Origin of the sequence: Microvirga pudoricolor (genome assembly GCF_016892705.1) — a bacterium.
GTDB classification, from domain to species: domain Bacteria; phylum Pseudomonadota; class Alphaproteobacteria; order Rhizobiales; family Beijerinckiaceae; genus Microvirga; species Microvirga pudoricolor.
Genome location: NZ_JAFEMB010000004.1, coordinates 25,361 through 50,426 on the forward strand (window position 1 = coordinate 25,361; position 25,066 = coordinate 50,426).

General features: G+C 61.9%; 22 protein-coding genes and 1 pseudogene. 13 read left to right on the plus strand and 10 right to left on the minus strand.

The genetic code is table 11. The annotated features are described in order from the left end of the window. Positions 1-28: 28 nt before the first annotated feature. Positions 29-1,300, minus strand: a pseudogene (locus ILT42_RS22885) (ABC transporter substrate-binding protein). 223 nt (positions 1,301-1,523) lie between these two features. Then, positions 1,524-2,696, minus strand: coding sequence for an ROK family transcriptional regulator (locus ILT42_RS14075; RefSeq protein WP_204216253.1), 1,173 nt, complete (start codon positions 2,694-2,696; stop codon positions 1,524-1,526). 110 nt (positions 2,697-2,806) lie between these two features. Between ILT42_RS14075 and ILT42_RS14080 the strand changes: the two genes are divergently transcribed. From ILT42_RS14080 to ILT42_RS14115, 8 genes are all read left to right on the plus strand, one after another. Further along, complete coding sequence (locus tag ILT42_RS14080) at positions 2,807-3,955, plus strand: DSD1 family PLP-dependent enzyme (protein WP_204216254.1); 1,149 nt, start codon at positions 2,807-2,809, stop codon at positions 3,953-3,955. Between the two features lie 418 nt (positions 3,956-4,373). After that, positions 4,374-4,784: a Rid family hydrolase gene (locus ILT42_RS14085; protein ID WP_204216255.1), complete on the plus strand. Its 411-nt coding sequence runs from the start codon at positions 4,374-4,376 to the stop codon at positions 4,782-4,784. Between the two features lie 26 nt (positions 4,785-4,810). Beyond that, positions 4,811-5,983: an NAD(P)/FAD-dependent oxidoreductase gene (locus ILT42_RS14090; RefSeq protein ID WP_204216256.1), complete on the plus strand. Its 1,173-nt coding sequence runs from the start codon at positions 4,811-4,813 to the stop codon at positions 5,981-5,983. 64 nt (positions 5,984-6,047) lie between these two features. Further along, entirely contained in the window at positions 6,048-7,592 is a 1,545-nt protein-coding gene (locus ILT42_RS14095) for an ABC transporter substrate-binding protein (RefSeq protein ID WP_204216257.1), read from the plus strand. Between the two features lie 3 nt (positions 7,593-7,595). Next, positions 7,596-8,537 (plus strand): ABC transporter permease, encoded by a 942-nt coding sequence (locus tag ILT42_RS14100; RefSeq protein WP_229428672.1) that lies wholly within the window; start codon positions 7,596-7,598, stop codon positions 8,535-8,537. Beyond that, the gene (locus tag ILT42_RS14105; protein ID WP_204216259.1) at positions 8,534-9,442 is read left to right on the plus strand and encodes an ABC transporter permease; all 909 of its coding nucleotides are present in this window, start codon (positions 8,534-8,536) and stop codon (positions 9,440-9,442) included. The genes ILT42_RS14100 and ILT42_RS14105 overlap by 4 nt, the downstream gene beginning before the upstream one ends. 26 nt (positions 9,443-9,468) lie before the next feature. After that, the gene (locus ILT42_RS14110; protein WP_204216260.1) at positions 9,469-11,277 is read left to right on the plus strand and encodes an ABC transporter ATP-binding protein; all 1,809 of its coding nucleotides are present in this window, start codon (positions 9,469-9,471) and stop codon (positions 11,275-11,277) included. Between the two features lie 44 nt (positions 11,278-11,321). Beyond that, positions 11,322-12,473, plus strand: a complete 1,152-nt coding sequence (locus ILT42_RS14115) for an NAD(P)/FAD-dependent oxidoreductase (protein WP_204216261.1) — start codon at positions 11,322-11,324, stop codon at positions 12,471-12,473. Positions 12,474-12,536: 63 nt separating this feature from the next. Here ILT42_RS14115 and ILT42_RS14120 read toward each other — a convergent pair whose 3' ends face one another. Together ILT42_RS14120 and ILT42_RS14125 are read right to left on the minus strand one after the other, a co-directional pair. Next, on the minus strand, positions 12,537-13,286 hold the full coding sequence (locus ILT42_RS14120) for an IclR family transcriptional regulator (protein ID WP_267874467.1): 750 nt from the start codon (positions 13,284-13,286) through the stop codon (positions 12,537-12,539). Between the two features lie 96 nt (positions 13,287-13,382). Then, entirely contained in the window at positions 13,383-14,276 is an 894-nt protein-coding gene (locus tag ILT42_RS14125; RefSeq protein ID WP_204216263.1) for a LysR substrate-binding domain-containing protein, read from the minus strand. Positions 14,277-14,522: 246 nt separating this feature from the next. On the opposite strand from ILT42_RS14125, the gene ILT42_RS14130 reads away from it, so the two are divergent. The 5 genes from ILT42_RS14130 (at position 14,523) to ILT42_RS14150 (ending at position 19,958) form a co-directional block, all read left to right on the plus strand. Beyond that, the gene (locus ILT42_RS14130; RefSeq protein WP_204216264.1) at positions 14,523-16,133 is read left to right on the plus strand and encodes an ABC transporter substrate-binding protein; all 1,611 of its coding nucleotides are present in this window, start codon (positions 14,523-14,525) and stop codon (positions 16,131-16,133) included. A 101-nt stretch (positions 16,134-16,234) separates the two neighbouring features. After that, entirely contained in the window at positions 16,235-17,338 is a 1,104-nt protein-coding gene (locus ILT42_RS14135; protein ID WP_204216265.1) for an NAD(P)/FAD-dependent oxidoreductase, read from the plus strand. A 35-nt stretch (positions 17,339-17,373) separates the two neighbouring features. Beyond that, the gene (locus tag ILT42_RS14140; RefSeq protein ID WP_204216266.1) at positions 17,374-17,727 is read left to right on the plus strand and encodes a RidA family protein; all 354 of its coding nucleotides are present in this window, start codon (positions 17,374-17,376) and stop codon (positions 17,725-17,727) included. A gap of 61 nt (positions 17,728-17,788) precedes the next feature. Beyond that, positions 17,789-18,892, plus strand: coding sequence for an alpha-hydroxy acid oxidase (locus ILT42_RS14145; protein WP_204216267.1), 1,104 nt, complete (start codon positions 17,789-17,791; stop codon positions 18,890-18,892). Positions 18,893-19,301: 409 nt separating this feature from the next. Next, entirely contained in the window at positions 19,302-19,958 is a 657-nt protein-coding gene (locus ILT42_RS14150; protein ID WP_204216268.1) for a TerC family protein, read from the plus strand. A 47-nt stretch (positions 19,959-20,005) separates the two neighbouring features. On the opposite strand, the gene ILT42_RS14155 is transcribed toward ILT42_RS14150, so the two are convergent. The 6 genes from ILT42_RS14155 to ILT42_RS14180 all read right to left on the minus strand — a co-directional run bounded on the left by ILT42_RS14155 (position 20,006) and on the right by ILT42_RS14180 (position 25,024). After that, complete coding sequence (locus ILT42_RS14155) at positions 20,006-20,542, minus strand: chromate transporter (protein WP_204216269.1); 537 nt, start codon at positions 20,540-20,542, stop codon at positions 20,006-20,008. Continuing rightward, positions 20,535-21,092, minus strand: a complete 558-nt coding sequence (locus tag ILT42_RS14160) for a chromate transporter (RefSeq protein WP_204216270.1) — start codon at positions 21,090-21,092, stop codon at positions 20,535-20,537. The genes ILT42_RS14155 and ILT42_RS14160 overlap by 8 nt, the downstream gene beginning before the upstream one ends. 311 nt (positions 21,093-21,403) lie before the next feature. Then, on the minus strand, positions 21,404-22,414 hold the full coding sequence (locus ILT42_RS14165) for a Gfo/Idh/MocA family protein (RefSeq protein WP_204216271.1): 1,011 nt from the start codon (positions 22,412-22,414) through the stop codon (positions 21,404-21,406). After that, entirely contained in the window at positions 22,411-23,301 is an 891-nt protein-coding gene (locus ILT42_RS14170; RefSeq protein ID WP_204216272.1) for a sugar phosphate isomerase/epimerase family protein, read from the minus strand. The genes ILT42_RS14165 and ILT42_RS14170 overlap by 4 nt, the downstream gene beginning before the upstream one ends. Further along, the gene (locus ILT42_RS14175) at positions 23,298-24,134 is read right to left on the minus strand and encodes a carbohydrate ABC transporter permease (protein WP_204216273.1); all 837 of its coding nucleotides are present in this window, start codon (positions 24,132-24,134) and stop codon (positions 23,298-23,300) included. The genes ILT42_RS14170 and ILT42_RS14175 overlap by 4 nt, the downstream gene beginning before the upstream one ends. Next, positions 24,131-25,024, minus strand: coding sequence for a carbohydrate ABC transporter permease (locus ILT42_RS14180; protein ID WP_204216274.1), 894 nt, complete (start codon positions 25,022-25,024; stop codon positions 24,131-24,133). Before ILT42_RS14180 ends, ILT42_RS14175 begins: the two co-directional genes overlap by 4 nt. Positions 25,025-25,066 lie beyond the last annotated feature (42 nt).

Below are 25,066 nucleotides of genomic sequence, written 5' to 3' on the forward strand. Positions count from 1 at the left end.
CCCGGCCAGGTCCTGTCGGAGATGTCTTTCAGTTACCTGCGATGCAGTCGTTCAGTTCTGCGACGAGCTCTTCGGCGCCTTTCTGAGGACTCATGCCTCCGTCCGCGACGGCTGCCGCATTGTCCGTGACGGTGGACTTGTAACAGTTCGGATAAGCGCCGACGAAGTACGGCGGTTGGACCTCAAGGGCGTATTTCACCGCCTCGACTGATCTGGCGATCAGCGGCAGGGCCGCGACTTCCGGATCCGCCATGGCGGCCGCATTGGCGTTGTAGCGTGAGAGAAGCTTCGCCCAGCGGACCATCTGTTTCTTCTCGGCGACATACGACGCGAACTTCCAGGCGATATCGACGTTCTTGCCGGGAGCAACGGCCAGGATTTCGTAGCTCTTGATGCCCGCATGGTCGCCGGCCTTGGCGGCCGGGACCAGCACGAAATCGTATTTCAAGCCGGAATCGCGCGCGGCTTGCTTATAGGTGGGGTCGACCCATGGGCCAATCACATGAAAGGCAAGCTGGTTGGTGATGAAAAGGTCCTTCGTGGCCTGATCGTTGCGACTTGTCCCGCTCGTAAGAGGCTTCATGTCGACAAAGAGCTGCAGTGCCTTAGCGTAGCTTTCGGGCTTGATCAGCGTCTTCTTGGAGGCAAAATCAATTCCCCATTCGGCGTCCGGTCCCACGATGGCATAGGTGCTTGCAACCGAGTTGAAGACCTGGGTCTGGTCCGGCATCGCAAACTTCCCGGCGGCCTTCACCTTCTTCATCTAGCCGAACCACTCCGCCCAGTCTTTCGGCGGAACCGTCGTGTCGATTCCGGCCTCTTTCAGAACGGTAAGGTTGCGGAACATGATCTCGCCGAACCCGGTATAGGGCAGGCAGTACATGGTTTGGGGCTTCGGACTGCAGCTCGCGATCGCATCCTTGTCAAATTGGTCGCGGTACTCCTGCGGCATGGCCATCCAGCGCGAGTAGACGTTTTCGACGGCTTTGGCCTCGACGAGTTGAGCGCCGACGGCGAGGCCGTTCATGAACACGTCCGGGAGATTGCCGCTGGCGGCGCCCGTGACCTGACCCGTGGTGAGGTCGTCGTCGCCCTTACCGGAAATCACGATCTTGACGCCGGGATTTTGCGCTTCGAACTCAGAGATGAATTGTTGTTGCATTTTCAGGGCTTCGCCCTGCGCAAAGTCCGAGTAGACCCAATACTGAAGCGTCACGGGCTGCTGGGCTTGGGCGGTCGTTCCAGTCGCGACGGCTAGGGCGAGGACGCTCGCTTGTGCGAGACGGCGTAGGTTCTCCATCGATGCCTCCGATGTGGCTGCTGCTGTTCCATATGCCGCGTTCTCGCCTCCCGATTTGGAGCTTCGCGATCTGTTCTAATTAGTTACGTACCTTAACAAACAAATTAGATCTGGCAACGATCTTCTTCCGTAGCGGCAGGTCGGAGAATTTTTCTTTCGGGTGAAGCGGCTTTGACCAGCGGCGGGATCGCGACTGGCACAATGGTGGGATCTTCAGCGATCCTTAGACCTCGAGATCCTCGATCAGCAGAGCACAAGCGTGCTCCGCGGTCAGCAACTCGATTCCGAGCACAGTCGCATCGGGGCCGAGGACGCTGGTCTCGATTTGAGTCGGATAGCTAAGCCGATCCACCACGTCCCGGACATAGGGAAGGATGAGGGGGTTGTTTCCGATGCCTCCGCCGAGAACCACAAAACCCGGATCCACGATGCTCACCGCTGAAGACACGATGGCGCCGATGTCTTCCGCATGATGGCGCACGTGCTCCACCGCTACCGGGTGACCGGCCTCCGCCAATGCCAGAAGCTGAGCCGGGTCGATCGGGGGAGCTCCGGCTTCCGGTGGCCAGGCTTGCCGCACGCGCTCCAGGAAAGCCTCCGATCCCACGTAAGTTTCAAGGGCCGCATTCTCTGGTCTGAGGCCTGGTCCCCAGGGGAAGGACAGGTGGCTCACCTCTCCGGCGCCGCCGTTGCGTCCCCGCACAAGCTGGTTTCTCAGGACGATGCCCATGCCGATCTTCAGGCCGATCTGGATATAGACGAAGTCGGCCCGGCCTTTGGCGACCCCATGGCTGTGCTCCGCGAAGGCGGCGCAATTGACGTTGTTCTCAAGTATCAGCGGTATACCGGGCCGGGGGGTGAAATGCGCGAAGATGTAGTCCTGGCGCGTGGAGACCGTGTCGCCATCCTTGTCCACGACCCGCGACGGGAGGGCGATGCCAACTGCCCTTAGCGGTCCCCAGCCGGGCTCGGTGATCGCACGGACGGCGTCGACCTCCTCGGCGACGGCCTGACTGATTTCGCTTGAGAGGTGCCGCTGGTTGGAGGGCAGACGGTAGATGCGGCTGTGGAGCAGCCGGCGATCGATCGTCGAGACGCGGAGCCGGACATGCGTCGAGCCGGCGTCGACCGCTATGATGTGACCGGCCCCTGTTCCCAGGCGATACATGGAGGCCTTGCGCCCAACGGCGCCCTGAACCTCGCCGATCTTCTCGACGTACCCGACCCGATCCAACTCCGCCATGGATGACGAGAGTGTCGGTCGCGAGAGACCGAGGGCAGCCCCAATCTGGGGGCGGGTCGCCGGACCGGAGGCGTAGAGCGTCCGAAACACGGACTTCGCGCTCGCCGTAAAATTCGCCCGGTTGCCGCCGTTGGACAATCCCCCCGCTCTCACATTATTCCTTTCTGAATGTAAGGTAGCCTGACAAAATAGTTACATTATCTGATTCGTAAGCGCAAACGCCCCCATCGCCTCCGGGTTCGGGCTGGATAGGAGAAGCCCTGATGGTGATTGAGGCGGGTCTGAATGAGGTCGGGTACGATATTCCCGCACGCCTTGGCGACCGGCTGGAGGATGTCCAAACTCCGGCTTTGATTGTCGATCTGGACGCCTTCGAGCGCAATTGCGAAAGAATGCGCGCCTACGTTCAGGACATGGGCGTCCGGCTGCGTGCCCATGCCAAAACCCATAAGTCCGCCGACATCGCCCGCTATCAGATGGCGAAAGGAGGCGCCTGCGGGATCTGTTGTCAGAAAGTCTCCGAGGCCGAAGCCTTGGCCCGGGCTGGCATCCGGGACATCCTGATCGCCAATGAAGTCACGGATCCGGCCAAGATCGACCGGCTGGCGCGACTCGGCCTCAAGGCCCGGATCATCGTCTGTGTCGACGATATCAGTGTCGTCTCTACTCTCTCGGATGCGGCTGGAAGACACGGATCAACCATCGAAGCCTTGGTCGAGATCGATTGCGGGGCAAGACGATGTGGCGTGAGGGATTCTGAGCAGGCGGTCACGATCGCGCAAGCCATCGAATCGGCAGCTCATCTGAAATTTGCTGGCCTGCAAGCGTATTTCGGCAGCGCTCAGCACATTGTAGACCCCTCCGAGCGGCGTACAGCTATCGGGACGGCGATCGACCTGGCTCGGGAGACGGTGGTGCGTCTGCGCGAGGTGGGACTTGAGTGCAGCATCGTCGGTGGTGCTGGAACCGGCAGTTACAACATCGAAGGCCGGTCTGGCATCTATAACGAATTGCAATGCGGATCATACATCTTCATGGATGCCCATTATGGGCGTGTCGTCGATGACGATGGTAGCGTCGTCGGACGGTTCGAGAACGCCTTGTTCGTGCTGACCTCCGTCATGAGCCACCCGTCCGCAGACCGGGCCGTGTGCGACGCAGGATTGAAGGCGCACTCGATCGACAGCGGTTTGCCTGTCGTGTTCGAGCGCCCGGATTTATCTTTTATTGGAGCATCAGACGAGCACGGGGTTATCCGCGACCCCCATGGCACGCTCAAGCTCAACGAACGCCTGAAGCTAGTTCCTGGACATTGCGATCCCACCTGTAACTTGTACGACTGGTATGTCGGTGTGAGGAACGGGCGCGTCGAGGCACTATGGCCGGTCACGGCTCGCGGCAAACTGTATTAGGCCGGATGCCGTGCTCGATCTTCGTCGGACGGATTCTCCAAGCCGATTTGCCCCTATCTTTTCGCAAGCCAGCGCGGGACGCGAACGTGCATATGGTCGGCCGTGCCTTTGTGGTGCTTAAAGTCAGGCTGTGAGCGCAGCCGAGTCGTGCGCCGCATTGCGCGTAGAGACGGCAGTCTTGCCTTCGCTTTCGGCACCCTTGAGCTCATTTGCACAGAATTAGGTCTAGGTTTCGGCGCATCTCTCCTGTCCGGAGATAAGTGATAGTATTTAATGCAAATTCCTATAATTGAAACGTAAGGTGAGTTACGTCACATTTATTGGAAAGCTGTTGACGGGATGAATGTTTTGCGACCTAATTGAGGGGCTGGATAGATCTTCAATGTAAATAAGGCAGTGTCCGATCATGGAACCCGTTGTGCGCGTGAAGAGCGGAAGTAAGTTCGAGGATCTTTATAAGTTTTCCCGCCTCGTCAAAGTCGACAACTGGATCTACTCATCCAATACCGCCGGTCGCAACTACCAAACGCGCGAAATTTCGTCCCATACGAGTGAGCAGGCGCATCAAGCATTGTCCAACCTCGAGAAGTCCCTCGCGTCGCTTGGGGCGAAGCTCTCCGATGTCGTGCGCTTCCACGTCTCGGTCGCGACGCCGGACGACCTCGATCCGGTCCTCAAGGCTATCGCCGATCGCGTCGGCGCAAATGATCCCGCTCACACCATCGCCATCGGGCCGCTGCCGCAGCCGGAGATGAAGCTCGAACTTGCTATCATCGCCTACAAGCGAGACCCCAACGTACCGGATGTCGTTCACAGCATCACGGTCTGATTGTTCAGCGTGGAAGGGGGCTTACCATGAATGCGGATGTCGTCATCGTCGGATCGGGCATCAGCGGCGCGGCAAGCGCCTATGAACTTGCGAAGGCTGGGCTGAAAGTTGTGCTCGTCGACCGTTTTGGACCTGCCGCCATGGCGTCGGGTTGGACGCTCGCCGGGGTTCGCCAGTCTGGACGGCATCCGGCCGAACTGCCCCTGGCCAAGGCAGCAGTGGAGATCTGGGCGACGTTGGCGGAGGATCTCGACGGTGAAACTGGCTACCGTCGCGGAGGCAATCTGCGTCTCGCGCGAACGCCGGAAGAGGTTCCCGTCATCGAGACCCTGGTCAAAGAGCAGCGAGCCGCAGGACTCGACCTTACGATCCTGCCGACGACAGCGGATGTGCGTGCGGTTGCTCCCGCCCTTTCGGAGACAGTGCTGCTGGCATCCCACTGTCCTAGCGATGGTAGCGCGGATCCTGCCACGACGGTCCAGTCCTTCGTGCGCGCCGCCGAGCGCCTCGGCGCCGTAACCCGGTTCGGCGAACGTGCGCAGCGCATCCTCGTCGAAAACGGCCGCGTCGCCGGCGTTGAGACCGACAAGGGTCGAATCTCGTCTGCGAGAGTCGTGGTCGCGGCCGGAATCTTCGGCAACGAGTTGTTGAAGCCCTTAGGGTATGAGGTTCCGCTACAGGTTCCGATGGTAACGGTGCTGCGTTCGGCGCCAGTCGATCCTGTCTTGGAGCAGGTGATCGGCGTCGCCAATGCGGATTGTGCGGGCCGGCAAGAGAACAACGGCCGCTTCAGGGTGACCAGCGGCCTTCAGGACTGGCACGGCGGATTGCGCGAGCGCCAGAGCGAGAATGGCCTCCGGCCGTCCGTGCTGCCCACGGGTGCCAGCATGGCGGAAGTGGTCCGGCTCTTCGGCGAGGTCGTTCCGGCCTTTGCGGAAGCTCAGATCGAGGATTACTGGGCAGGATTGATCGATCTGACCCCAGATGCCCTGCCCGTGATCGACGGCACGCTCGATCCCGAGGGACTGATCGTCGCTATGGGTTTCTCTGGCCACGGCTTCTGCCTGGGACCGATCACCGGTCGCATCATCAGCGATCTCGCTCAGGACCGGCAGACGGATCTTCCCATTCAGCCATTCGGAATCCGGCGCTTCGCCGGTCTTAGAAATTCACAGGAGCCCGCCACCCTTCACGGTTAAACCTTCGCTTCCAAGAGGCCGGCAAAGAGCCTCCGTCAAGCCTGAACAACCAGAGGATCCTTCAATGACACTCAAGCCCGCTATACTGAGCTCGCTCGTCCTAGGCACCCTACTGTCCGCCACCGCCCTGAATGCGCAGACACTCCGGGTAGCCGTTCCAGGCAGCGACATGGGAACGCTCGACCCCTACCGGGCGAGTGCGACGTTGGATATCAACGTCGTTAACTGGCTGTTCAACGGCTTGGTTCGCATCAAGCCCGGCCAGATCAGCCCTGAGATGATCGAGCCCGATCTCGCCGAGAGCTGGACGACGTCCAGCGATGGCAAAACCTGGACGTTCAAGCTGCGGGACGGGGTTCAGTGCCAAGGCGGCTATGGAGCCCTCACGGCCGATGACGTGGTCTACTCGCTCAAGCGCGCCGCCAACAAGGACACATCGAGCTTCTATGCGGAGTACGCCGCCTTCGATACGATCACGGCATCGGATCCGAAGACGGTGACGATCACCTTGAAGGAGACCGTTCCCAGCATGCTGGGGCTTCTGGTTCCCTATCACGGGGGCAACATCGTGTGCCAAAAGGCCGTCGAAGCCCTTGGCGCCGAATTCGCCCGCAAGCCCATCGGGACAGGACCGTTCGAGTTTGTCGAGTACCGCCCCCAGCAATATGTGAAGCTGAAGGCCAATGAGGCCTATTTCCGAGGCGCGCCGAAGATCAAGGAAATCTTGTTTCGCTACATCCAATCGGATTCCAGCCGCGATCTTGCGTTCCAGTCCGGTGAGATCGATCTGATCAACGGGCGTTTCGAAGATTCCTGGGTCAAGCGCATGGCTCAGATCCCGAACACCAAAGTGGACATTCTGGGACCGCTCGAGATCCATAACATTCATCTGAACATGACGCAGAAGCCGCTCGACGATTTGCGGGTTCGCCAAGCGATCGCTCACGCCATCGACCGCGACGCCATCGTCAAGTTCAGGGGAACCTCGATCTCGAAGGCTGCCGAGTCCGTTATCCCAGGAGGATATCTCGGCTTCGCACCGATCCCTCTCCTGAAATATGATCCGGCGGCGGCCAAGAAGCTTCTCGCCGAGGCCGGCTATCCCAATGGCATCACGATCAAGTCGATCCAGACGACCTTGCCGGCGATGCTGACGACGATGCAGGTGGTTCAATCTCAGCTGCGCGCGGTGGGCGTCAATCTCGAATTCACTCTGGTGGATCATCCCACATTCCACTCGCAGATTCGCCAGGACCTATCGCAGCTGGTCTATTACGGCGCCGCTCGGTTCCCCGTGGCGGACACGTTCCTGACGCAGTTTTTCGATTCGACCAGCATCGTTGGAAAGCCGTCAGCCGTAACCAACTTCTCCCATTGCGATGTTGCGGATGATGAAATCAAGTCCGCTCGCACCGCCGGCGATATCGAGAAGCAGAAGGCGCTCTGGGTCGATGCACAGAAGAAGATCGCCGATAAGGTCTGCGCGATCCCCCTCTATGAGATGGGACAGCCTTGGGCTTGGACGCAGAAGCTGGTGTTCGACTATCCGGTGAAGGGGTCGCTGAACCTCTCTCCACCCATCGATGAGACCACTCAGCTTCGGAACTGAGGGATGACCGCTTTCATCATCAAGCGCCTCGGCTTCGCCGTCGTGACGCTGTTTGCGGTGCTCAGCCTTGTCTTCTTCATCGTGCGGATCCTGCCCGGCGATCCAGCCATGGTGATCCTAGGGGACCAGGCGAGTGCCGCAAGCATCGCAGCCCTCCGCCAGAAGCTCGGTTTGGACCAGCCATTGCTGGTCCAATATCTCAACTTTCTGGTGGGGGCGATCCGCGGGGATTGGGGCGTCTCGATGGTCAGCGGCCGTCCGGTCATCGGCGAAGTGCTCAGTGTCCTGCCGAGCACGATCGAGCTGACGCTTGTTTCCCTGTTTCTTGGAGTCATTCTTGGGGTGCCGGCAGGCGTTTGGGCCGCCGTGAACCGAAACCGGATTCCCGACGTCGTGACACGCATCGTCTCCCTGCTGGGACTGTCGGCGCCAGCGTTTGTTTCGGGTATCGTTCTTCTCTTGATCTTCGCCATTGCCCTGCAATGGTTTCCCGTCATCAGCAGCGGGCAGGACACGTCCTTTAGCGGTCGCCTGCGAGATCTCGCGCTGCCGGCCGTGAACCTCGCTCTGATCATGGCGGCCTATGTGACGCGTGTGACGCGTTCGGCGATGCTCGAGGTGCTCGGACAGGATTATGTGCGGACCGCTCGGGCCAAGGGTGTGCCGGCTGGGGTCGTGATTTGGCGGCATGCCATGAGAAATTGTCTGATTCCGGTCATTACTGTGATTGGCCTCTATCTCGGAATCCTGATCGGCAACTCGGTTCTGACGGAAATCGTCTTCAACCGGCCGGGGCTCGGAAAGCTCATCGTTGGAGCGCTCACGCAGCGTGACTACACAATGCTCCAGGGTATGATCGTCATCTACACATTGATCGTCGTTCTGGTGAATCTCATCACGGACCTCGCCTACGGTCTCGTTGACCCCAGGGTGCAATACCGATGAAAAGTGATCTTTCCATCCCGACGAAGGCCAGCCCTCCCTCCGAGCTCAGGGCCGTGTCGAGCCTGGCATGGCGCGCCTTCGTTCAGGCCTTTCGCACCAACGCGACGGCAGCCGTGGGCGCTGTCCTTTTCATGATCATCGTGGTGCTGGCCGTTGCGGCGCCATGGATTGCTCCCTACGATCCCATCAGCCAGGACATGATCGTCCGCATGGAGGGGCCCTCGATGGCCCATTGGCTGGGGACCGACTATTTCGGGCGAGATACCCTGTCCCGCCTCCTCTACGGCGCGCGTTACTCTCTGGTCATCGGCCTGCTGTCGATCGTTATCGCTGTTGCGGTCGGGACCGTTATCGGTCTCACTGCGGGTTATTTCGGCGGACGCCTCGATATCGTAATCATGCAAGTGATGGACGTCGTCCTGGCATTCCCCGCTCTCATCCTCGGGCTGATCCTCGTGGCGATGCTCGGGCCCACAATGATGAACATCGTGTTTGCGATCGCCTTCACGGCGATTCCACCCTTCGCGCGAATCGCCAGGGCGCCGGTCATCGCCCTTCGGGAGCGCGAGTTCGTCCAGGCCGGAAAGGCGCTCGGCTTCTCCAACCTGAGGATCATGTTCCGTCATCTTCTTCCGAATATCCTGCCCGACATTCTCGTCATGGCGTCACTTTGGATGGCGACGGCGGTTCGGACGGAAGCCTCGCTTGCCTTCATCGGTCTTGGAATCGCTCCGCCGACGCCCACCTGGGGCGGCATGGTCCGCGAAGGTTTCGAGAATATTCTCGACAATCCTTCCCTGGCGATCTTTCCCAGCCTGGCGGTTCTGATCCTGGTTCTGGCGCTCAACCTTCTTGGCGACGGCTTGCGTGACGCAATCGACCCGAAGTTGCGGACCGAACCATGATGGCTTCCCCTGTGAAGGTCTCTCAGATGGCTGATGTGGCGAGCGCACCCGTGCTGAGCATCAAGGACCTGACGGTTCGATTCGGCCAGTACGAGGCCGTCAAAGGCATCAGCTTTAACGTGGCGCAAGGCGAGACGGTTGCGCTGGTGGGTGAGTCCGGCTCCGGTAAGAGCGTGACCGCTTTGTCCATCATGCGGCTTCTTCCCGAAAGCGCATTTCTGGGGGGCGAGATCCACTTATCCGGCCAGGACATGATGTCCCTCCGGGAAGCAGACCTGCGCGCGATGCGGGGAGGTCAAGCCGGGATGATCTTCCAGGAGCCGATGACCAGCTTGAATCCCGTGCTCACAGTCGGTTTTCAGGTGAGTGAAGCGTTTCGTTATCACGGAGACTACTCTCAGAGTGAGGCGGACGCGGAGGCGCTTCGGTTGTTCGAACGCGTCCGCATCCCGGACGGCAAGAAGCGGTTCGGCCAGTACCCTCACACCTTCAGCGGCGGTATGCGTCAGCGCATCATGATCGCCATGGCGCTGGCGTGCCGCCCGAGATTGCTCATCGCGGACGAGCCAACCACAGCGCTTGATGTGACCGTTCAGGCAGAGATCCTCAATCTCCTCGCCGACTTGCAGCGGGAAACGAACACGGCCGTTCTGTTCATCACGCATGATATGGGCGTCGTCGCGGAGGTCGCCGACCGGGTCGTAGTCATGCGATACGGCAAGGTCGTGGAGGATCGCACGGTCGAAGACCTCTTCGCCGAGCCTGGTCACGACTACACACGGCAATTGCTTTCGGCCGTGCCGCGCCTCGGTGACATGCGAGGCGAGAATGCGCCACGTCGTTTCGGATCGCCAACCCCTCACACTGAGCGCTTGGGCCCAGGCAACAACTCCGGGGGCACTAGTCGCTCGAAGCCCGCAGCACTCAGCGTCGAGAGGCTCACGACGCGCTTCCCCGTGCGCGGTGGCATTCTCGGGCGGGTCAATGGCTACGTCCATGCGGTCGAGAACGTATCCTTCACCGTGGCACCCAATGAAACTCTGTCGCTGGTGGGCGAGTCCGGGTGCGGAAAGTCGACGACCGGGCGCAGCATCCTTCGGCTTGTCGAGCCCACGGCCGGCGCCGTGCGGTTCGACGGGCAGGATCTCCTGTCCACCAGCGGAGCAGCCCTGCAGGAGGCGCGCCGGCGGATCCAGATGATCTTTCAGGACCCGTTCGGTTCCCTCGATCCCCGGCAGACCGTTGGCTCAGCGATCGCCGAGCCGATCCTCGTTCATGGACACAGGACAGGGGCGGAAGCCAGGGATCGGGTTGCCCATCTCATGGAGAGGGTGGGTCTGAGCGCCGGCCATGCTAGCCGCTTTCCTCACGAGTTTTCAGGCGGCCAGCGCCAGCGCATTTGCATCGCAAGAGCGCTTGCCCTTGAGCCGAGCTTCATCATCGCAGATGAAGCAGTGTCGGCCCTCGACGTGTCGATCAAGGCGCAGGTCATCGACCTCTTGCTTGACCTTCAGGAGGAGTTCGGCCTCTCCTATCTCTTCATCAGTCACGACATGGCGATCGTCGAGCGCGTCAGCCATCGCGTTGCTGTCATGCTGCTGGGGCGGATCGTCGAGATCGGTCCGCGCTCAGCCGTCATCGAGAACCCGCAGCATCCCTACACAAGGAAGCTTCTCGCTGCCGTTCCGATTCCCGATCCGAGCCTCCGCAGGATTAAATCCACTGGTGCGCGACAAGTGGACGAACTCAAAAGCCCGATCCGCCCCTTGGGTTACACTCCGACACCGCAACGCTTCCACGAAGTAACTCCTGGCCACTTCGTGGAAGAGATCTAGTGCGCCGACTTATTTACAATCCTTGACATAAAGGACATTTTTCCATGACCGATGTTGTCGTTATCGGAGCCGGAATCAGCGGGTCGGCCGCCGCCTATGAGTTGGCGAAGAATGGTTGGAACGTCACTCTCGTCGACCGGTATGGGCCAGCCGCGATGGCATCCGGATGGACCCTCGCAGGTGTGCGCCAGTCGGGCCGGCATCCGGCCGAATTGCCGCTTGCAAAAGCAGCCGTCGAGATCTGGTTGACCCTCGCAGAAGAGCTCGGTGCTCCGACCCATTACAAGCGGGGGGGCAACCTGCGTTGCGCTCGTAATGAAAAGGAAGTTTCCGTTATCGAGCGCCTCGTGAAAAGCCAGTCTGATGCTGGACTCGATGTCCAGTTTCTTCACGGGAAGGAGGTCCGGTCCCTTGCGCCGATAGTTTCCGAGAAGGTGCTCGCGGCAAGCCTCTGCATGAGCGATGGCCAAGCCGATCCAATCTCGACGGTATCCGCTTTCGTCAATGCCGCTCAGCGGGCCGGCGCAACCCTGCGCTTCGGCGAAAAGGTCCTGTCGATCACGGTCGAAGGTGAGCGTGTCACGAGCGTCGTAACGGATAAGGGTCAAATCCCGACACGTCATGTCGTCGTGGCCGCCGGAGTGTTCGGAAACGACCTGATCAACCCTTTGGGCCTTCACGTCCCGTTCGATGTCATGTCGGCGACGATCATCCGCTCGGCGGCCATGCCTCGAACCCTGGAACAGGTCATCGGTGTCGCCAACGGGGATACGACGGGCCGTCAGGAATATGACAATCATTTCCGCATCGGCGGCGGACACGAATACTGGGACGGAGCAATGGATGACGGCGAACGGCCGGTTGTCTATCCGAAGGCCGCCAGCATAGCCGAGGTTCTGGAGCGCTTCTGCGATCTCGTTCCCTCATTCAAGGCTGCCGGAATCGAGCGGGCTTGGGCAGGCCTCATCGATCAAACCGTCGATGCGATCCCAGTCATCGACACTGCACCTGAGATCGAGGGTCTGGTGCTTGCGCTGGGTTTCTCCGGGCATGGATTCTGTCTTGGTCCGATCACGGGCAAGATCATTGCGGCGCTGGTAGAAGGAAAAAGACCGGATCTCCCGATCGAGGCTTTTACCATTGACCGGTTCAAGGATATGCAGGCGTCTTCCAGCACTGTCACGCTTCACGGATGAAAGCGTCCGGTCTCATGCCATCATGGTCGCCCGCAGATAAACTGATGGCCTAGCGATCCAAGGCTAACGGCAATGCATTTCCATGATTCGCCGGATCTCTGAGGCGATCTCGGCCGCGCGGGAATCGTCGAGTTGGCTAGACGGAATTGCAATCGAGAGCGTGGCCGGCAAGGGCATCCCATTGCGGCGGATCCCAACGGCGACGCCGCCCGCATCGGCGTAGGTTTCACCGATGTCATAACTGAAGCCCATTGTAATCCCGCGATCCAAGCGGGTCAGAACATCGCCCTCTTTCGTGTTGTTGTACCGGGCGTATCGTGGAGCATTGTGAGCAATGATCGCAGCACGGGTCCGTTCGTCTAGGGAGGCGAGGATCGAAATGCTGCCTGGACCGATGCCGAGGGGGACGCGGCCGCCAACCCCGCCGGTCAAGGTTTGGACGAAGGCCGTTCCCTCCTGCATGTCGACGCACATCGCGTCGAACCCTGCCCGGACGAGCAAGTAACTCGAATACCCGACCTGCGCGGCGATTTCGACGACCGCCGACCGAAACTGACGGACCAGTTCGTTGATTGAACTCGGCCGGTTGGAGAGGCCGAAAATTGCAGGCCCGAGTCGGTAGAAACCCCGTCGACCTGTCCCCTCGACGAATCCATGTTGAGCCAGAGCTGTCAGAGCCCGATGGGTTGCAGACTTTGCCTCCCCGATGGCGGAGGCCAGATCCTTCAGGGATACACCCATCGGTCCGGCTTGCCCGAGATGCATCAAGACTTCGCAGGCTCGTTCCACATTGCTCGAACTGCTTTGACCCATTTTGCACCGCAACCGCTGGCTGGACCCCTCTTTTTGACATCCGATTCAGGGCCGCGCAAGAACGAGGACGGCGTCGAGCAATCCCAACCTTTCAGGCTACTGCTGGCAGAATGGCCGGAGCGCAGTCCGAATGAAGTCGACGAGTTGCTGAGCGGCAAGGGATAAGGGGCGCCGGCTGGAGGTCAGGACCCAAATGTCCATTGATGTCTTCGGGATGAGGGGGCGGCGAACGATTCGGTTCTGCGCATAATCCACGCCGATGAAGGGCGGCAGGATGGAGACGCCCACACCATTCGCGACGAAGCTGCAGGCCGTCTCCGACATAGGCACTTCGATCCGGTTGCGCTTCTGCACTCCGCGAATCTGGAAAGCCCGGTCGATCGTCATCAGGGAGCAGTCATCCCGTTCCAGGGAGATGAACGCCTCATTGCGCAAATCCTCGACGCCGATGGCTTCCTTGGAGGCTAGAGGATGGTCGGCCGGCAGAAAGCACATGAAGTCGAAGCGCAGGATCGCCTCCGCGTCGATATCGGGGTGGTCGAACGGCAGGACGCTGAGGCCGACATCCACCTGCTGCCCGATGATCAATTCAGCGATCCGCGGCGAAGCCCGGCTTTGAAGGGTGAGATGCAGGTCGGGCTGCGCCTTTAGAAAGGGCGAGAGGGCTTGCGGGAGAAAGCGTGTCGCCAGGGCCGGCATGGCCGCGATGGTGATCTGTCCCCATTCGCGGTTTCTGACAGCCGCAGCCACGCGCTCCACTCGCTCCGTGCCGGAGATCAGCAATTCGACCTCCGCGGCGACAAGGCGGGCTTCCCGTGTGGGGACGAGCCGGCCGTTGCTTCGCGAGAACAGGGCGAAGCCGCAGCTCTCAGCAAAGCTCTTGAGCAACTTACTGACTGCGGGTTGCGAGATTCCGAGCCTCTCGCCCGCATGCGTGGCCGATCCGGTTTCCATCACGGCATGGAAAGCTTCGATCTGACGAATGTTCACTTTGGAATCTTTCAGCTGCCTGCTGGCAATATGAGATCTGGTTATAATGGACAGCCAAAAAGGTATTTGACAAGCATATAGTGGAAATCTCTAATCGCTGAGGCAACGCGCCTTCCTCCGCCGCTCGTCAGTCGGGAGAGCCCCGAACCTAGCGCCGAACTGCTCGAACGAAGGAAGGCCTTCCGAAAGGCTGATCGATTGGGCCGCCTGCCGCCTGTGCAAAGATAATCAAGGGAACCGAGTGCGATGAAATCACTAGCAACAGCAGGAGCCTTTGCGGCCCTGATGGCCACGGCGGCACCAGCCTTCGCGGGCAACCTCGTCGTTTGCATCGAAGGGAGTCCGGAAAGCTTCAATCCGCAGCTCACCAGCAATGCCACGACCAGCATCGTCACGGGCCAGATCTATGACCAACTGATCTCCGTGAAGGCTGGAGGATCGGATCTCGAGCCCTCCCTGGCCGAGAGCTGGACTGTCTCTGAGGACGGGCGGACTTATACGTTCAAGCTCCGTCGAGACGTGTCGTGGCACTCCAACAAAACGTTCAAGCCATCGCGCCCCTTCAATGCCGACGACGTGGTCTTCTCGTTCGAGCGGATGATGAAGGCCGACCATCCGTATCATAAGGTGAGCGGCGGAAACTACATTACGTTCAACACCAAGTTGGCGGATGCCCTGGCGTCCGTGCGGAAAATCGACGACTACACCGTCGCTTTCACGCTCAAGGACCCGCTGGCGCCCTTTACCGGAATCTTGTCGCACCAATCGCTGGCGATCCTGTCCGCGGAGTATGCCGACCAGCTCCTCAAGGCCGGTACGCCGGAGCAACTCGACCGCCAGCCGATCGGTACGGGCCCTTTCCAGTTCACGGTCTATCAGACCAACGCCATCGTCAGGCTCAAGGCCTTCCATGAGACCTGGGGCGAGCGGGCCAAAATGGAGGCCCGGACCCCGAAGGTCGAAGACCTGATCATGCCGATCTCGACCGACGCGGCGGTGCGCCTGCAGCGGGCTCAGGCCGGAGAATGCCACATCGCTAACGCTCCGAGCCCAACGGACCGAGAGGCGATCAAGGCCAGCCAGAGGCTGAACCTCGTGGAGACGCCCGTCGCGTCTTCCGGATTCGTGGCTTTCAATTTCAAGGACAAGCCTTTTCAGGACAAGCGCGTTCGTCAGGCCTTGGCAGACGCTATCAACATGAAGAGCCTCGTCGACATCGTCTTCGACGGCACGGGTGGTGTCACTGGCGCCCTGATCCCGGCTTCGCTCTGGGGCCACAATCCGGATCTGAAGGGGCATCCCTATAATGTGGAGCGGGCCAAGGCGCTGCTGACGGAAGCTGGGTTTCCCAACGGCTTCGAAACCCAGCTCTGGGCTCTGCCGGTCACCCGTCCCTACATGCCCAACGGTCGCCGCGCGGCCGAGCTTATCCAGTCGGATTGGGCCAAGATCGGCGTGAAGGCTGAAATCGTGAGCTTCGAGTGGGGTGAGTACGTCAAGCGCGCCCGCCTGGGCGAAGCCAAGATGGCCATGTTCGGCGGGATCTGGGACTTTCCGGACCCGAGCCAGATCCCGAACAATTATTTTACCTGCAATGCGGACGGCAAGCCGAGCCCATCGAACATCGGAGCGTGGTGCAACGCGACATTCAATGATCTGATCTTGCGCGCCGGGCAGATCACCGATCAAGGGCAGCGTGCCGAGCTCTACAAGCAAGCCCAGGTCGTCTTCAACGAAGAGGTCCCGGCTATCCTGTTCGGAAGTTCGTCGGCTCTGCTGGCCGTCAGCAAGTCCGTCGAGGGGTTCACGCCGGCCGTATTCGGAACGAGCCGGTTCTCCGGCGTCACGGTCCCCTAGGGCGGCCTTGCTCCGGGAAGGATCGCAAGGCCCATCATTCCGTCCCATCATCGAGACAAGGCGCGCGCCTGGGAGCGCGCGTCCATCCCCTGGAGTCAAAAATGCGTGTCGTTGTGATCGGCGCAGGGATCCTCGGATCCAGCGTCGCTTATCACCTTGCCCAGAAGGGCATCGAAGTCGAAATCATTGATGAAGCCCATCAGGGCAAGGCGACCCTGGCGGGCGCCGGGATCGTCTGTCCTTGGGCGACAAAGGCCACCGACCCGCAATGGTATGCGCTGTATGCCGCCGGAGCCGCGTCCTACGCCGGGCTGATCGACGGCTTGATCGAGCGTGGAGAGGACGACCTGGGATATCGGCGCGTGGGCGCCTTGATCGTCGCCGAAACGGCCGAGGAGCTCGATGCCGCCGACCAGCGGATCCAGTCGCGGATCGGGAACGCCCCGGAGGCCGGCTATGTGCGCCGTGTGACCGCTCAGGAGGCCAAGCGCCTGTTCCCGCCGCTGCGGGAAGACCTGGCCGGGATCTACATCCCGGGCGGTGCCCGCGTGAACGGACGCCTGCTCGCCGCCGCGATGACGCGGGCCGCGGTGGCCATGGGCGCGGTGCTGCGCCACGATCACGTGACGCTCGACCTTCAGGACGGTCGTCCGCGTTGTCTCGACAGCAGTGGCCGGACCATCACGGCTGACGAGATCATCGTCACGGCAGGGGCTTGGGCCTCGCAGATCCTCCGCCCCATCGGATTGGAGCATCCGGTGGCGCCCCAGCGCGGACAGATCATCCACATCCAGCTCCCCGGCGTGGAAACGAAGTCGTGGCCGGTCCTTCTCCCGATGACGAGCCACTACCTGCTGGCCTTCGACGACTCCCGCGTCGTGGTCGGCGCGACCCGCGAGGACAATACCGGGTTCGATTACCGGGTGACCGCGGGCGGGCAGGCGGAGGTGCTCAATGCAGGCTTGAGGTTCGCTCCGGGCTTGGCCTCGGGCACCATCATCGAGACGCGGATCGGCTTTCGGCCCGCAGGCGAAAGCATCAAGCCGATCCTAGGGCGCGTTCCAGGCATCGAGGGGCTCATCGTCGGCAACGCGCTCGGCGCGTCGGGCCTCTCCATCGGGCCCTACGCGGGTCGGCTCCTGGCGCAATTATGCGCGGGAGAAACGCCCGATACGACCATCGAACCTTACGCCCCGGCCGCATGAGCCGGGCAACCACCGCAGCAAGAGAGAGTAATCCCATGACGGACATCATTCGCCACCGTAAGCACAAGATCATGCATGGAGCCGTCGAGCATAACGGCGTGATCTATTTCGGCGGCCATGCCGCCAACGATCTCACCAAGGGCATGGGGGATCAGACCCGCGAAGTCTGCTCGAAGCTCGATACGTTCCTGAAGGAGCTTGGCACCGACAAAACCAAGATCATTGCCGCCCGCATCTACCTCAGCGACATGTCGCAGAAGGAAGAGATGAACAAGGCTTGGCTCGAATGGATCCCGGAGGACGATCTCCCGTCGCGGGCGACGATCGGGATCGACAGCCTGGGAGATCCGAACCGACTGATCGAAGTGATCATCACGGCGGCACGGTAAGCAGGCCGAGGAGGGGCGCACGAGCGCCCTTCCACCGACGACGTATCCCAGGGAATCCGATATGGTCGAGATGAGGCAGCGGATCGATGACCGCTATGTGACCGCTGAGAAGTACACCACTCTGCGCGGCATCCATCAGGATGCCCGAAAGAACCTTTCGGACGCGCAGTGGAACTATCTTTGGTGCGGCACCGGAGACGAGGTCACGCTGAGAGACAACACGGCGGCATTCGACCGATACCTGTTTGAGACGCCTCTCTTCGCCGGGATCAGCAATCCGGACACGAGCACGAGCGTGCTGGGCTTCGACCTCAGCTTTCCGGCATTCATCGCGCCATTCGGCGGAGAGGCCGCCTTTCATCCGGAAGGGCATCTGGCCATTGGACGCGCGGCGCAAAGCGTGGGCATTCGCCAGATGGTGCCGGTAGCCGCGTCCTACTCCCTCGAAGACATTGCAGCCGCCTCCGCGGCCGCCGCCATCTTCCAGATGACCTTCGTGGGCGATGAGGGCGCCGTCTTGGCCATGATGGAGCGGGCCAAGGACGCGGGGTATCGATACATCTGCGTCACGTACTCGCCGATCCGCCAGTGGCGCGAGCGCATGATGGAAGACCGCTTTTCCATTCGCGGAGAGAAAGGTCCGGCCAATTTCGGGCCCGGTCGATCCGATCCGTCAAGTCTAACCGAACTTCTGGACTTCACTCAGCCGCGTTGGAACTGGGCACAGGCGGCCAGAGCGATCGCGCGGGCCCCGCTGCCTTGCATCGTCAAGGGCGTCACCAATGCACGCGACGCTCAAGCGGCGTTGGATGCGGGGGCAGCCGCTCTCTACGTCTCGAACTACGGCGGCCGTACAGTGGACCGGACCCCGGCCGCCCTCGATGTCCTGCCAGCCGTGAGGGCGGCGGCAGGGCCGGAGGTTCCGATCATCTTCGACTCCGGGATCAGGCGCGGCAGCGACATTGCCACCGCGATCGCGTTGGGGGCGGACGCCGTCGCTCTCGGCCGTCTGATCGCCCTCGGCCTGGCAGCCGACGGCGAGGCCGGTGTCCGCAGGACGCTCGAACTCCTGCAGCGGGAGTTCTGGACGACCCTCGGCCATCTGGGCTGCTCATCGGTCGGCGAACTGACGGGGGATGTCCTCTATAGGCAGGCGCGTTCGTGAGCCTGGCATCAAATGGGCAGCCCTGGCCATGAGCGCCGACCGGCCGCATAACGGCATCTGGCGGCCTCGTCGCGTGGCGGGCCAAGCTTACAGGGCGCCACTCTCAACTCCCGAGGCGAGGTCCAGAGCTTGCTGCCTGGCCAGTTGGATCAGGGCCTCCCTATCCCTCTCTTGCCTCTCGTTTCACAATATCGTAAAGCCAAGGGACCAGACCGGGCCCCTCTGACAACTCAGGCGAGTTGTGATGTCGGACTGGAGCATCCCATAGGTGGCCCGGTTCATGACGATGTCCTCACAGTGACGGCCTCATCGGCATCTCCCGCATTAGGGCGGGCGGTGCGCTTGAGCTTGTGAGCACGACAGCCTCAAAAGAGCCGGCGCCTGCCTTTCACCGGAAAGCAGGTCCCGTATGAGCGAATTTTTTACACCGGAAGCCCTCTCGGCCCTCCTTCAAGTCATCATGATCGACTTGGTGCTGGCGGGAGACAACGCGATCATCATCGGCCTTGCGGCGGCTGGACTGCCGAAGGAGCAGCGGGCCAAGGCAATTCTGATCGGAATCGTCGCAGCGACTGTTCTGCGTATCGTGTTCGCGGCCGCGACCACCCAGCTTCTCCAGATCGTGGGCCTTCTCCTGGCGGGCGGCATTCTCCTGCTGTGGGTGTGCTGGAAGATGTGGCGTGAGCTTCGCGCCGGCCATGGCGAAGAGGTTCAGGCGGAGGAAGCCCTCACGGGGGCCGACGTCGACAAGGACGGCCGGGTCGCCGGCGCGGCTCCGCGCAAAACCTTCGCGCAGGCCGCATGGCAGATCGTGGTGGCCGACGTATCCATGTCCCTCGACAATGTTCTGGCCGTGGCCGGCGCCGCTCGCGAGCATCCCGAGATCCTGATCTTCGGTCTCGTGCTGTCCATCGCCCTGATGGGCCTCGCAGCGAGCTTTATCGCTCGGCTCCTGCAGCGCCACCGGTGGATCGCCTATGTGGGCCTTGTCATCATTCTCTATGTCGCCGGCGAGATGATCTATCGCGGAGCCATGGAGGTTTGGCCGCTTCTCAGCGCACCGTAGGGTACCATACGGGTCGGCCGGCTCTCCCTCGGGAGAGCCGGCCGAGTTCAGATGGCGCCGTGAAGGATCGCGAAAGCGGCCGCCCCGCCGGCCAGCACGAAAAGCGGATTGAGCTTCGGGCGCCACGCGAAGATCAGGCAGGCGAGAGCCGCTATGATCCAGGACAGGGCCCCGGCTCCGGCCACGCGGAAGATCGCCACCACGCCGGCGAGAATGAGGCCCGCCCCGATGGGGGCCAATCCGGTTTCCAGCGCCGTGTGCCAGTGCCGGCCTCGATAATGACTCCACATCCTGGCAACGCCGTAGCACAGCAGCGACGATGGCACGAACAGGGCCAGCGTGGCGATGACGGCCCCCGTCCAGCCTGCCACCTTCCAACCCAGAAGCGTCACGAGCATCGAGCCCGGGCCCGGTGCAGCTCTTGCGATGGCAAACAGATCCACGAATTCCCGCGCCGTGACCCAGCGATGAACCTCGACGGACTGGTGCTGAATGCCCGCGAAAATGCTGGGGCCGCCGCCAATCGACACGAGGGAGAACGGCACAAAGACCGCCACGAGGGACCAGAGCAGGTTCTCACGCATTCGATGCGGCCTTCCGCCAGGCGAGGAGCACCGATAGGGGCGCCAGAACCAAAACCACCGGGACGAGGGGCCACTGCATGATGCCGACCGCCGTGAACGTGACGGCCAGGGTAATGAAGGGGACGAGGCTTGAGCTCGCGCTGCGGGCCCCCTTGATAGCGACGACCAGAAGCAGCCCGATGGCCGCCGCGGCGGCGCCGCTCATGCCGTCCTGAATCCAAGGCATCGTCGATAGGCGGTCATACGCGACCAGGAGGCCGATCACGGCGAAGAAGGGGCCCGCCACGAGAGCCGTCACGGCACAGATCGCACCAGCCGGGCCGCGCAGGCGCTGTCCGATATAGACAGCCAGATTGGTCACATTGGCGCCGGGAAGAATCTGCGACAACGCGAGACCGGAGAGAAAGTCGGCATCGGTCATCCATCCCCGCAGGGTGACCACGTCACGATAGATCCACCCGGATAGTCCGCCCCCGAAGCTGAACAGGCCGATCCGGAAGAAGATGAGGATGATGGAGACGAGGGGGACGGAGGGGCGATCCAAGGGCATCGTGCACATTCATGATGGGGTGCCTGCGGCGGGGCGAACATTCGGCTGCCGGCCCGTCAGAATATACCTGAACCCCGGAACGGCAATCGGCTCCCCGCAGACCTATCCCACCGTGAAACAACAGCAGCGCTTCGGACTTGATCCGACGGGAGCCAGGGCCTTAGCTCAAGGTGGCGCTCTCCTGACGAGGGATCACTTCGTCGGTCTCTGCGTTCGAGACCGGCGCCCCGGAAAGGCGCCCGGTTGCTCCATCTTGGCGATCCGAGCCCGCACTCGCCGGAAAACCCCTTGGGGCCAGGCCGGAACGTCTCCTATCTGACCTCCTCGGCCGTGCCTCCGATGGCCTCTTCGAGCAACCTCATCGCCCGCGCGCCATCGGCGATGGTCGGGACGTCCACAGACTCGCGGATCGCGCGGGTAAAGTCTCCCAGGAGTGCATGATACCCCTTGTGGTCTTCGTTGGCGGCGGCCGTCAGATTGGGCTCCCAGACCAGTGTATCCACTCCGTCGGCGAGCGTCGCATCGCGATCCGACACCTTGAAGGGCGGGGCTCGGTAATAGCGGACCTCGTGGACGTTCCTGACCTCGACGCGGCGATGGTCGCCCATGACCTGCCACCATTCCATGGGCGTTCCGCGCGACTGGTGGGTGCCCACTACGAGGGTGCCGATGCCACCGCTCGTGAAGCGGAAGTCGACGTGCAGGAGAAGCTTGCCGGGGGCCATTTCGTGCCGGCGCGCGCTCACCGACGCGACATCACCCATGAGTGATGGGACGAGGTCGAAGTAGTGCACGCAATGATGCAGGTAGAATCCGCTGTAGTCGGGATCCTTGGCGAAATAGGTCGGCGCCGTCATGTACTGGCCCAGGAAGCTCGCGCGCTCTCCGAAGTCCGGTGCCCTGAGGATGTTCGAGGCGATCCTGTTCGCGGTCGAATAACGCTTCATGAAGCCGACGACGACCGGCACGTCCTGCCGCTTCGCGGCGGCGGCCAGCTGCTCGGCCTGCGCGGCCGTGGGCGCCGGAGGCTTTTCCATGAAGACCGGCAGGCGCCTCTCGATGGCGGCCATTCCAATGTCGAAATGGCCTTGGGGGCCGATGGCCAAGCCGAGCGCGTCGACATCGCCTCGGTTCAGGATGGCGCGCCAATCCTGCGTCGTGTTTTCCGGCGGAACCCCGAAGCGGGCGGCCGTTCTGGCGAGGCGATCCCCATCCGCGTCGCAGAGGGCCGCGATCGTCACGTCATGACGCATGAGCTGTGGCAGCAGCATCTCGTTGGCATGGGTGCCGCACCCGATCCAGGCGATCCGAACGGCGCTCATCGATAGCTCCCCGCGAAGGACAGTGCCGCCTTGAGGTAGCTGATGCTCTCGCCCAGCTCCCCGTCTTCGTCCCGCGTGGGGGCGCGCCATTGAGCGAGGGTGACGCCGGCCCTCTCGTCGTCGCGGCGGAACGGCTCCAGGACGATCGGTCCTTCGTAACCGACGTCATGCAGAGCCCGGGCAATCGACGGCCAGTCGATATGGCCGGATCCGACAAAGCCGCGATTGTTCTCGTTGGCCTGGAAATGGACAAGCCGCTTGCCCGTGGCCCTGATCGCGCGGCTCATGTCGAACTCTTCCATATTCATGTGGAACGTATCGAGCATGACGCCGAGCCCAGGGGAATTGACGCGATCGACGATCTCGATGGCGTGGGCGGCCGTGTTGGCGATGTCGGTCTCGAAGCGGTTCAGGGATTCGAGGCCCAGGACGATGCCGGCGTCGAAGGCTCGCGGTGCGGCCCTCTCGAGCCCTGAAACGACGCCATCGATGCGCCTCCGGCGCTCATCCGGATCGACCGGAGACGGTGCACGGCCGGCGAAGACGAGAGGAGCTCCATAAAGCGGGCCGCCCACGATGCGCGCGCCGAGGGCGGACGCGATGTCGATGCAGGTCTCAAGATACGCGACCCCGGCGTGATGGGCCTGTGGGTCGGAGCTGGCGAGATCCCGCGTGAGGTTTACCCGCGCCGCCAGGACGATCGACAGGCCTGCATCGGAGGCGGCCCGGCGGGTCTCGTCGAGATCGAGCTCGCCCGGCTCCGGCACGAGAAGTTCCACCACGTCCGCGCCTGCCGCCTTCATGCGGGCGAAGGTGGGGAAGTGGTCGCGCGTGAAAGGACGCGCGTAGAACATGGAGATGACCCCGATGGGATTGATACTTGTCATGACTTCACCGCACCGGCCGTGAGACCGCCCACGAGCCTTCGTTGCACAAGGAGGAACAGGATCGTGACGGGAAGGGCGATGAGCGTTCCGCCCGCCGTCAAGAGGCCCCACTGGATCGTGAATTCACCGATGAAAAGCTGCAGTGCCACCGTGACGGTTCTCACGGACTGGCCCGACAGCATCATGGCGAACAGGTACTCGTTCCAGGAGGTGATGAAAATGTAGATCCCGGCCGTTACGACGCCCGGCGCCACGAGGGGCAGCACGATGAGGCGGATCGTCTGCACGCGCGTTGCCCCGTCGATCATCGCGGCCTCGTCGAGATCCTTTGGGATCGCGTTGAAGTAGCTCGTCAGCATCCAGATCGCGAAGGGGATCGCAAAGGTGGAGTGCCCGAGGATGACGCCCAGGAACGTGTCGAGAAGGGCCAGGTTCTTCATGAGAACGAAGAGCGGAATGATGAGAAGCACCACCGGAAACATGTTGATGACCAAAAAGCCGGTCATCAACATACGCCGTCCTCGAAACCGGAACCGGGAGAACGCATAAGCGGCCGGGATGGAGACGGCGAGCCCGAGAATGGCCGCTCCTGCCGCGATGATGAAGCTGTTGAGGAGGTTGCCGGCGAAGCTCGTCCGGCTGATCAGCTCCCGGTAATGATCGAGCGTCGCGTTCTCGGGCAGATAGCGGACAGGCCAGAGCGAAAGCTCGGCCTGAGGCTTGATCGAGGTCAGCACCATCCAGATGTAGGGCGCGAGCGCGAAGACCAGGATGGCCAGCACGGGCAGCTCCACCTCCAGGAACCGCCTTGTTTTGGTCCTGCGGTCCTTCATCGGTCGAGATCTCGCGAGGCGCGCCGGACGTAGAGCCAGACGACGGTCAGCAGTAGCAAGGTGAGGATGAGGGCCAGGGCCGCCCCGTAGCCGAATTCCATGCTGTTATAGGCGCGCACGAACGAGTAGAGGGGGAGGGTGTGCGTGGCATAGCCCGGCCCGCCGCCCGTCATCACGAGAATGACGTCGAGGGAATTCGCCACCCAGATGGTTCGCAGGAGGAGGGCGGTCGCGATGACGTCGGCGATGCTCGGGAGCGTGATGTGCCGCAACATCTGGCCGCGATTGGCGCCGTCGATCTCGGCGGCCTCGTAGAGTTCCGACGGGATCGTCTGAAGGCCTGCCAGGATCGTGATGGCGAAGAAGGGGAAGCCCTGCCAGATCAAGGCCGCCATGATCGACGGCAATGCCAAATCGGGCCGCGCGAGCCATGCGATGGGCGCGTCGATGATCCCGGTCCGAACGAGCATGTCGTTCAGGACGCCGACATTGAAGTCGTACATCCACGTCCACATCAGGCCAATGATGACGCTGGGGAGAGCCCACGGAACAACGACCAGAGCGCGTGCAAAGCCGCGCCACCAAAAGCTTTGGTTCAGGAGCAGCGCCGTTCCAAGCCCCAAGAGGAATTGCAACCCGACCACGCCGACGATCCAGATCGCGGAGTGACCGAGCGAGATCCAGAAGACTTCGTCCTGTAGGATGGCGGCGAAGTTCCGCAGGCCGATGAACGTTGCCGCATCGGGTTCGTAGAGGAGGTAATCGTGCAGGCTGAGCCAGATCGTCTGAACGGCTGGCACAAGCACGATGGCGGCCGTGATCGCCAGGGCCGGGGCCAGGAACCAGGCGGGCGTCCAGCGCGAGAAGCTGTTATGGGCGGACGTGATCAAGGAAGCGTTCCGGATTGGGGCGGTGGCGTGCCACCGCCCGGT

Bases quoted from the DNA above. Each gene is read 5' to 3' on its own strand.
- ILT42_RS14080 (WP_204216254.1), top strand. From the start codon at position 2,807: ATGGTGATTGAGGCGGGTCTGAATGAGGTCGGGTACGATATTCCCGCA.
- ILT42_RS14090 (WP_204216256.1), top strand. From the start codon at position 4,811: ATGAATGCGGATGTCGTCATCGTCGGATCGGGCATCAGCGGCGCGGCA.
- ILT42_RS14095 (WP_204216257.1), top strand. From the start codon at position 6,048: ATGACACTCAAGCCCGCTATACTGAGCTCGCTCGTCCTAGGCACCCTA.
- ILT42_RS14100 (WP_229428672.1), top strand. From the start codon at position 7,596: ATGACCGCTTTCATCATCAAGCGCCTCGGCTTCGCCGTCGTGACGCTG.
- ILT42_RS14105 (WP_204216259.1), top strand. From the start codon at position 8,534: ATGAAAAGTGATCTTTCCATCCCGACGAAGGCCAGCCCTCCCTCCGAG.
- ILT42_RS14110 (WP_204216260.1), top strand. From the start codon at position 9,469: ATGGCTGATGTGGCGAGCGCACCCGTGCTGAGCATCAAGGACCTGACG.
- ILT42_RS14115 (WP_204216261.1), top strand. From the start codon at position 11,322: ATGACCGATGTTGTCGTTATCGGAGCCGGAATCAGCGGGTCGGCCGCC.
- ILT42_RS14120 (WP_267874467.1), bottom strand. From the start codon at position 13,286: ATGGGTCAAAGCAGTTCGAGCAATGTGGAACGAGCCTGCGAAGTCTTG.
- ILT42_RS14130 (WP_204216264.1), top strand. From the start codon at position 14,523: ATGAAATCACTAGCAACAGCAGGAGCCTTTGCGGCCCTGATGGCCACG.
- ILT42_RS14135 (WP_204216265.1), top strand. From the start codon at position 16,235: ATGCGTGTCGTTGTGATCGGCGCAGGGATCCTCGGATCCAGCGTCGCT.
- ILT42_RS14140 (WP_204216266.1), top strand. From the start codon at position 17,374: ATGACGGACATCATTCGCCACCGTAAGCACAAGATCATGCATGGAGCC.
- ILT42_RS14145 (WP_204216267.1), top strand. From the start codon at position 17,789: ATGGTCGAGATGAGGCAGCGGATCGATGACCGCTATGTGACCGCTGAG.
- ILT42_RS14150 (WP_204216268.1), top strand. From the start codon at position 19,302: ATGAGCGAATTTTTTACACCGGAAGCCCTCTCGGCCCTCCTTCAAGTC.
- ILT42_RS14155 (WP_204216269.1), bottom strand. From the start codon at position 20,542: ATGCGTGAGAACCTGCTCTGGTCCCTCGTGGCGGTCTTTGTGCCGTTC.
- ILT42_RS14160 (WP_204216270.1), bottom strand. From the start codon at position 21,092: ATGCCCTTGGATCGCCCCTCCGTCCCCCTCGTCTCCATCATCCTCATC.
- ILT42_RS14165 (WP_204216271.1), bottom strand. From the start codon at position 22,414: ATGAGCGCCGTTCGGATCGCCTGGATCGGGTGCGGCACCCATGCCAAC.
- ILT42_RS14170 (WP_204216272.1), bottom strand. From the start codon at position 23,301: ATGACAAGTATCAATCCCATCGGGGTCATCTCCATGTTCTACGCGCGT.
- ILT42_RS14175 (WP_204216273.1), bottom strand. From the start codon at position 24,134: ATGAAGGACCGCAGGACCAAAACAAGGCGGTTCCTGGAGGTGGAGCTG.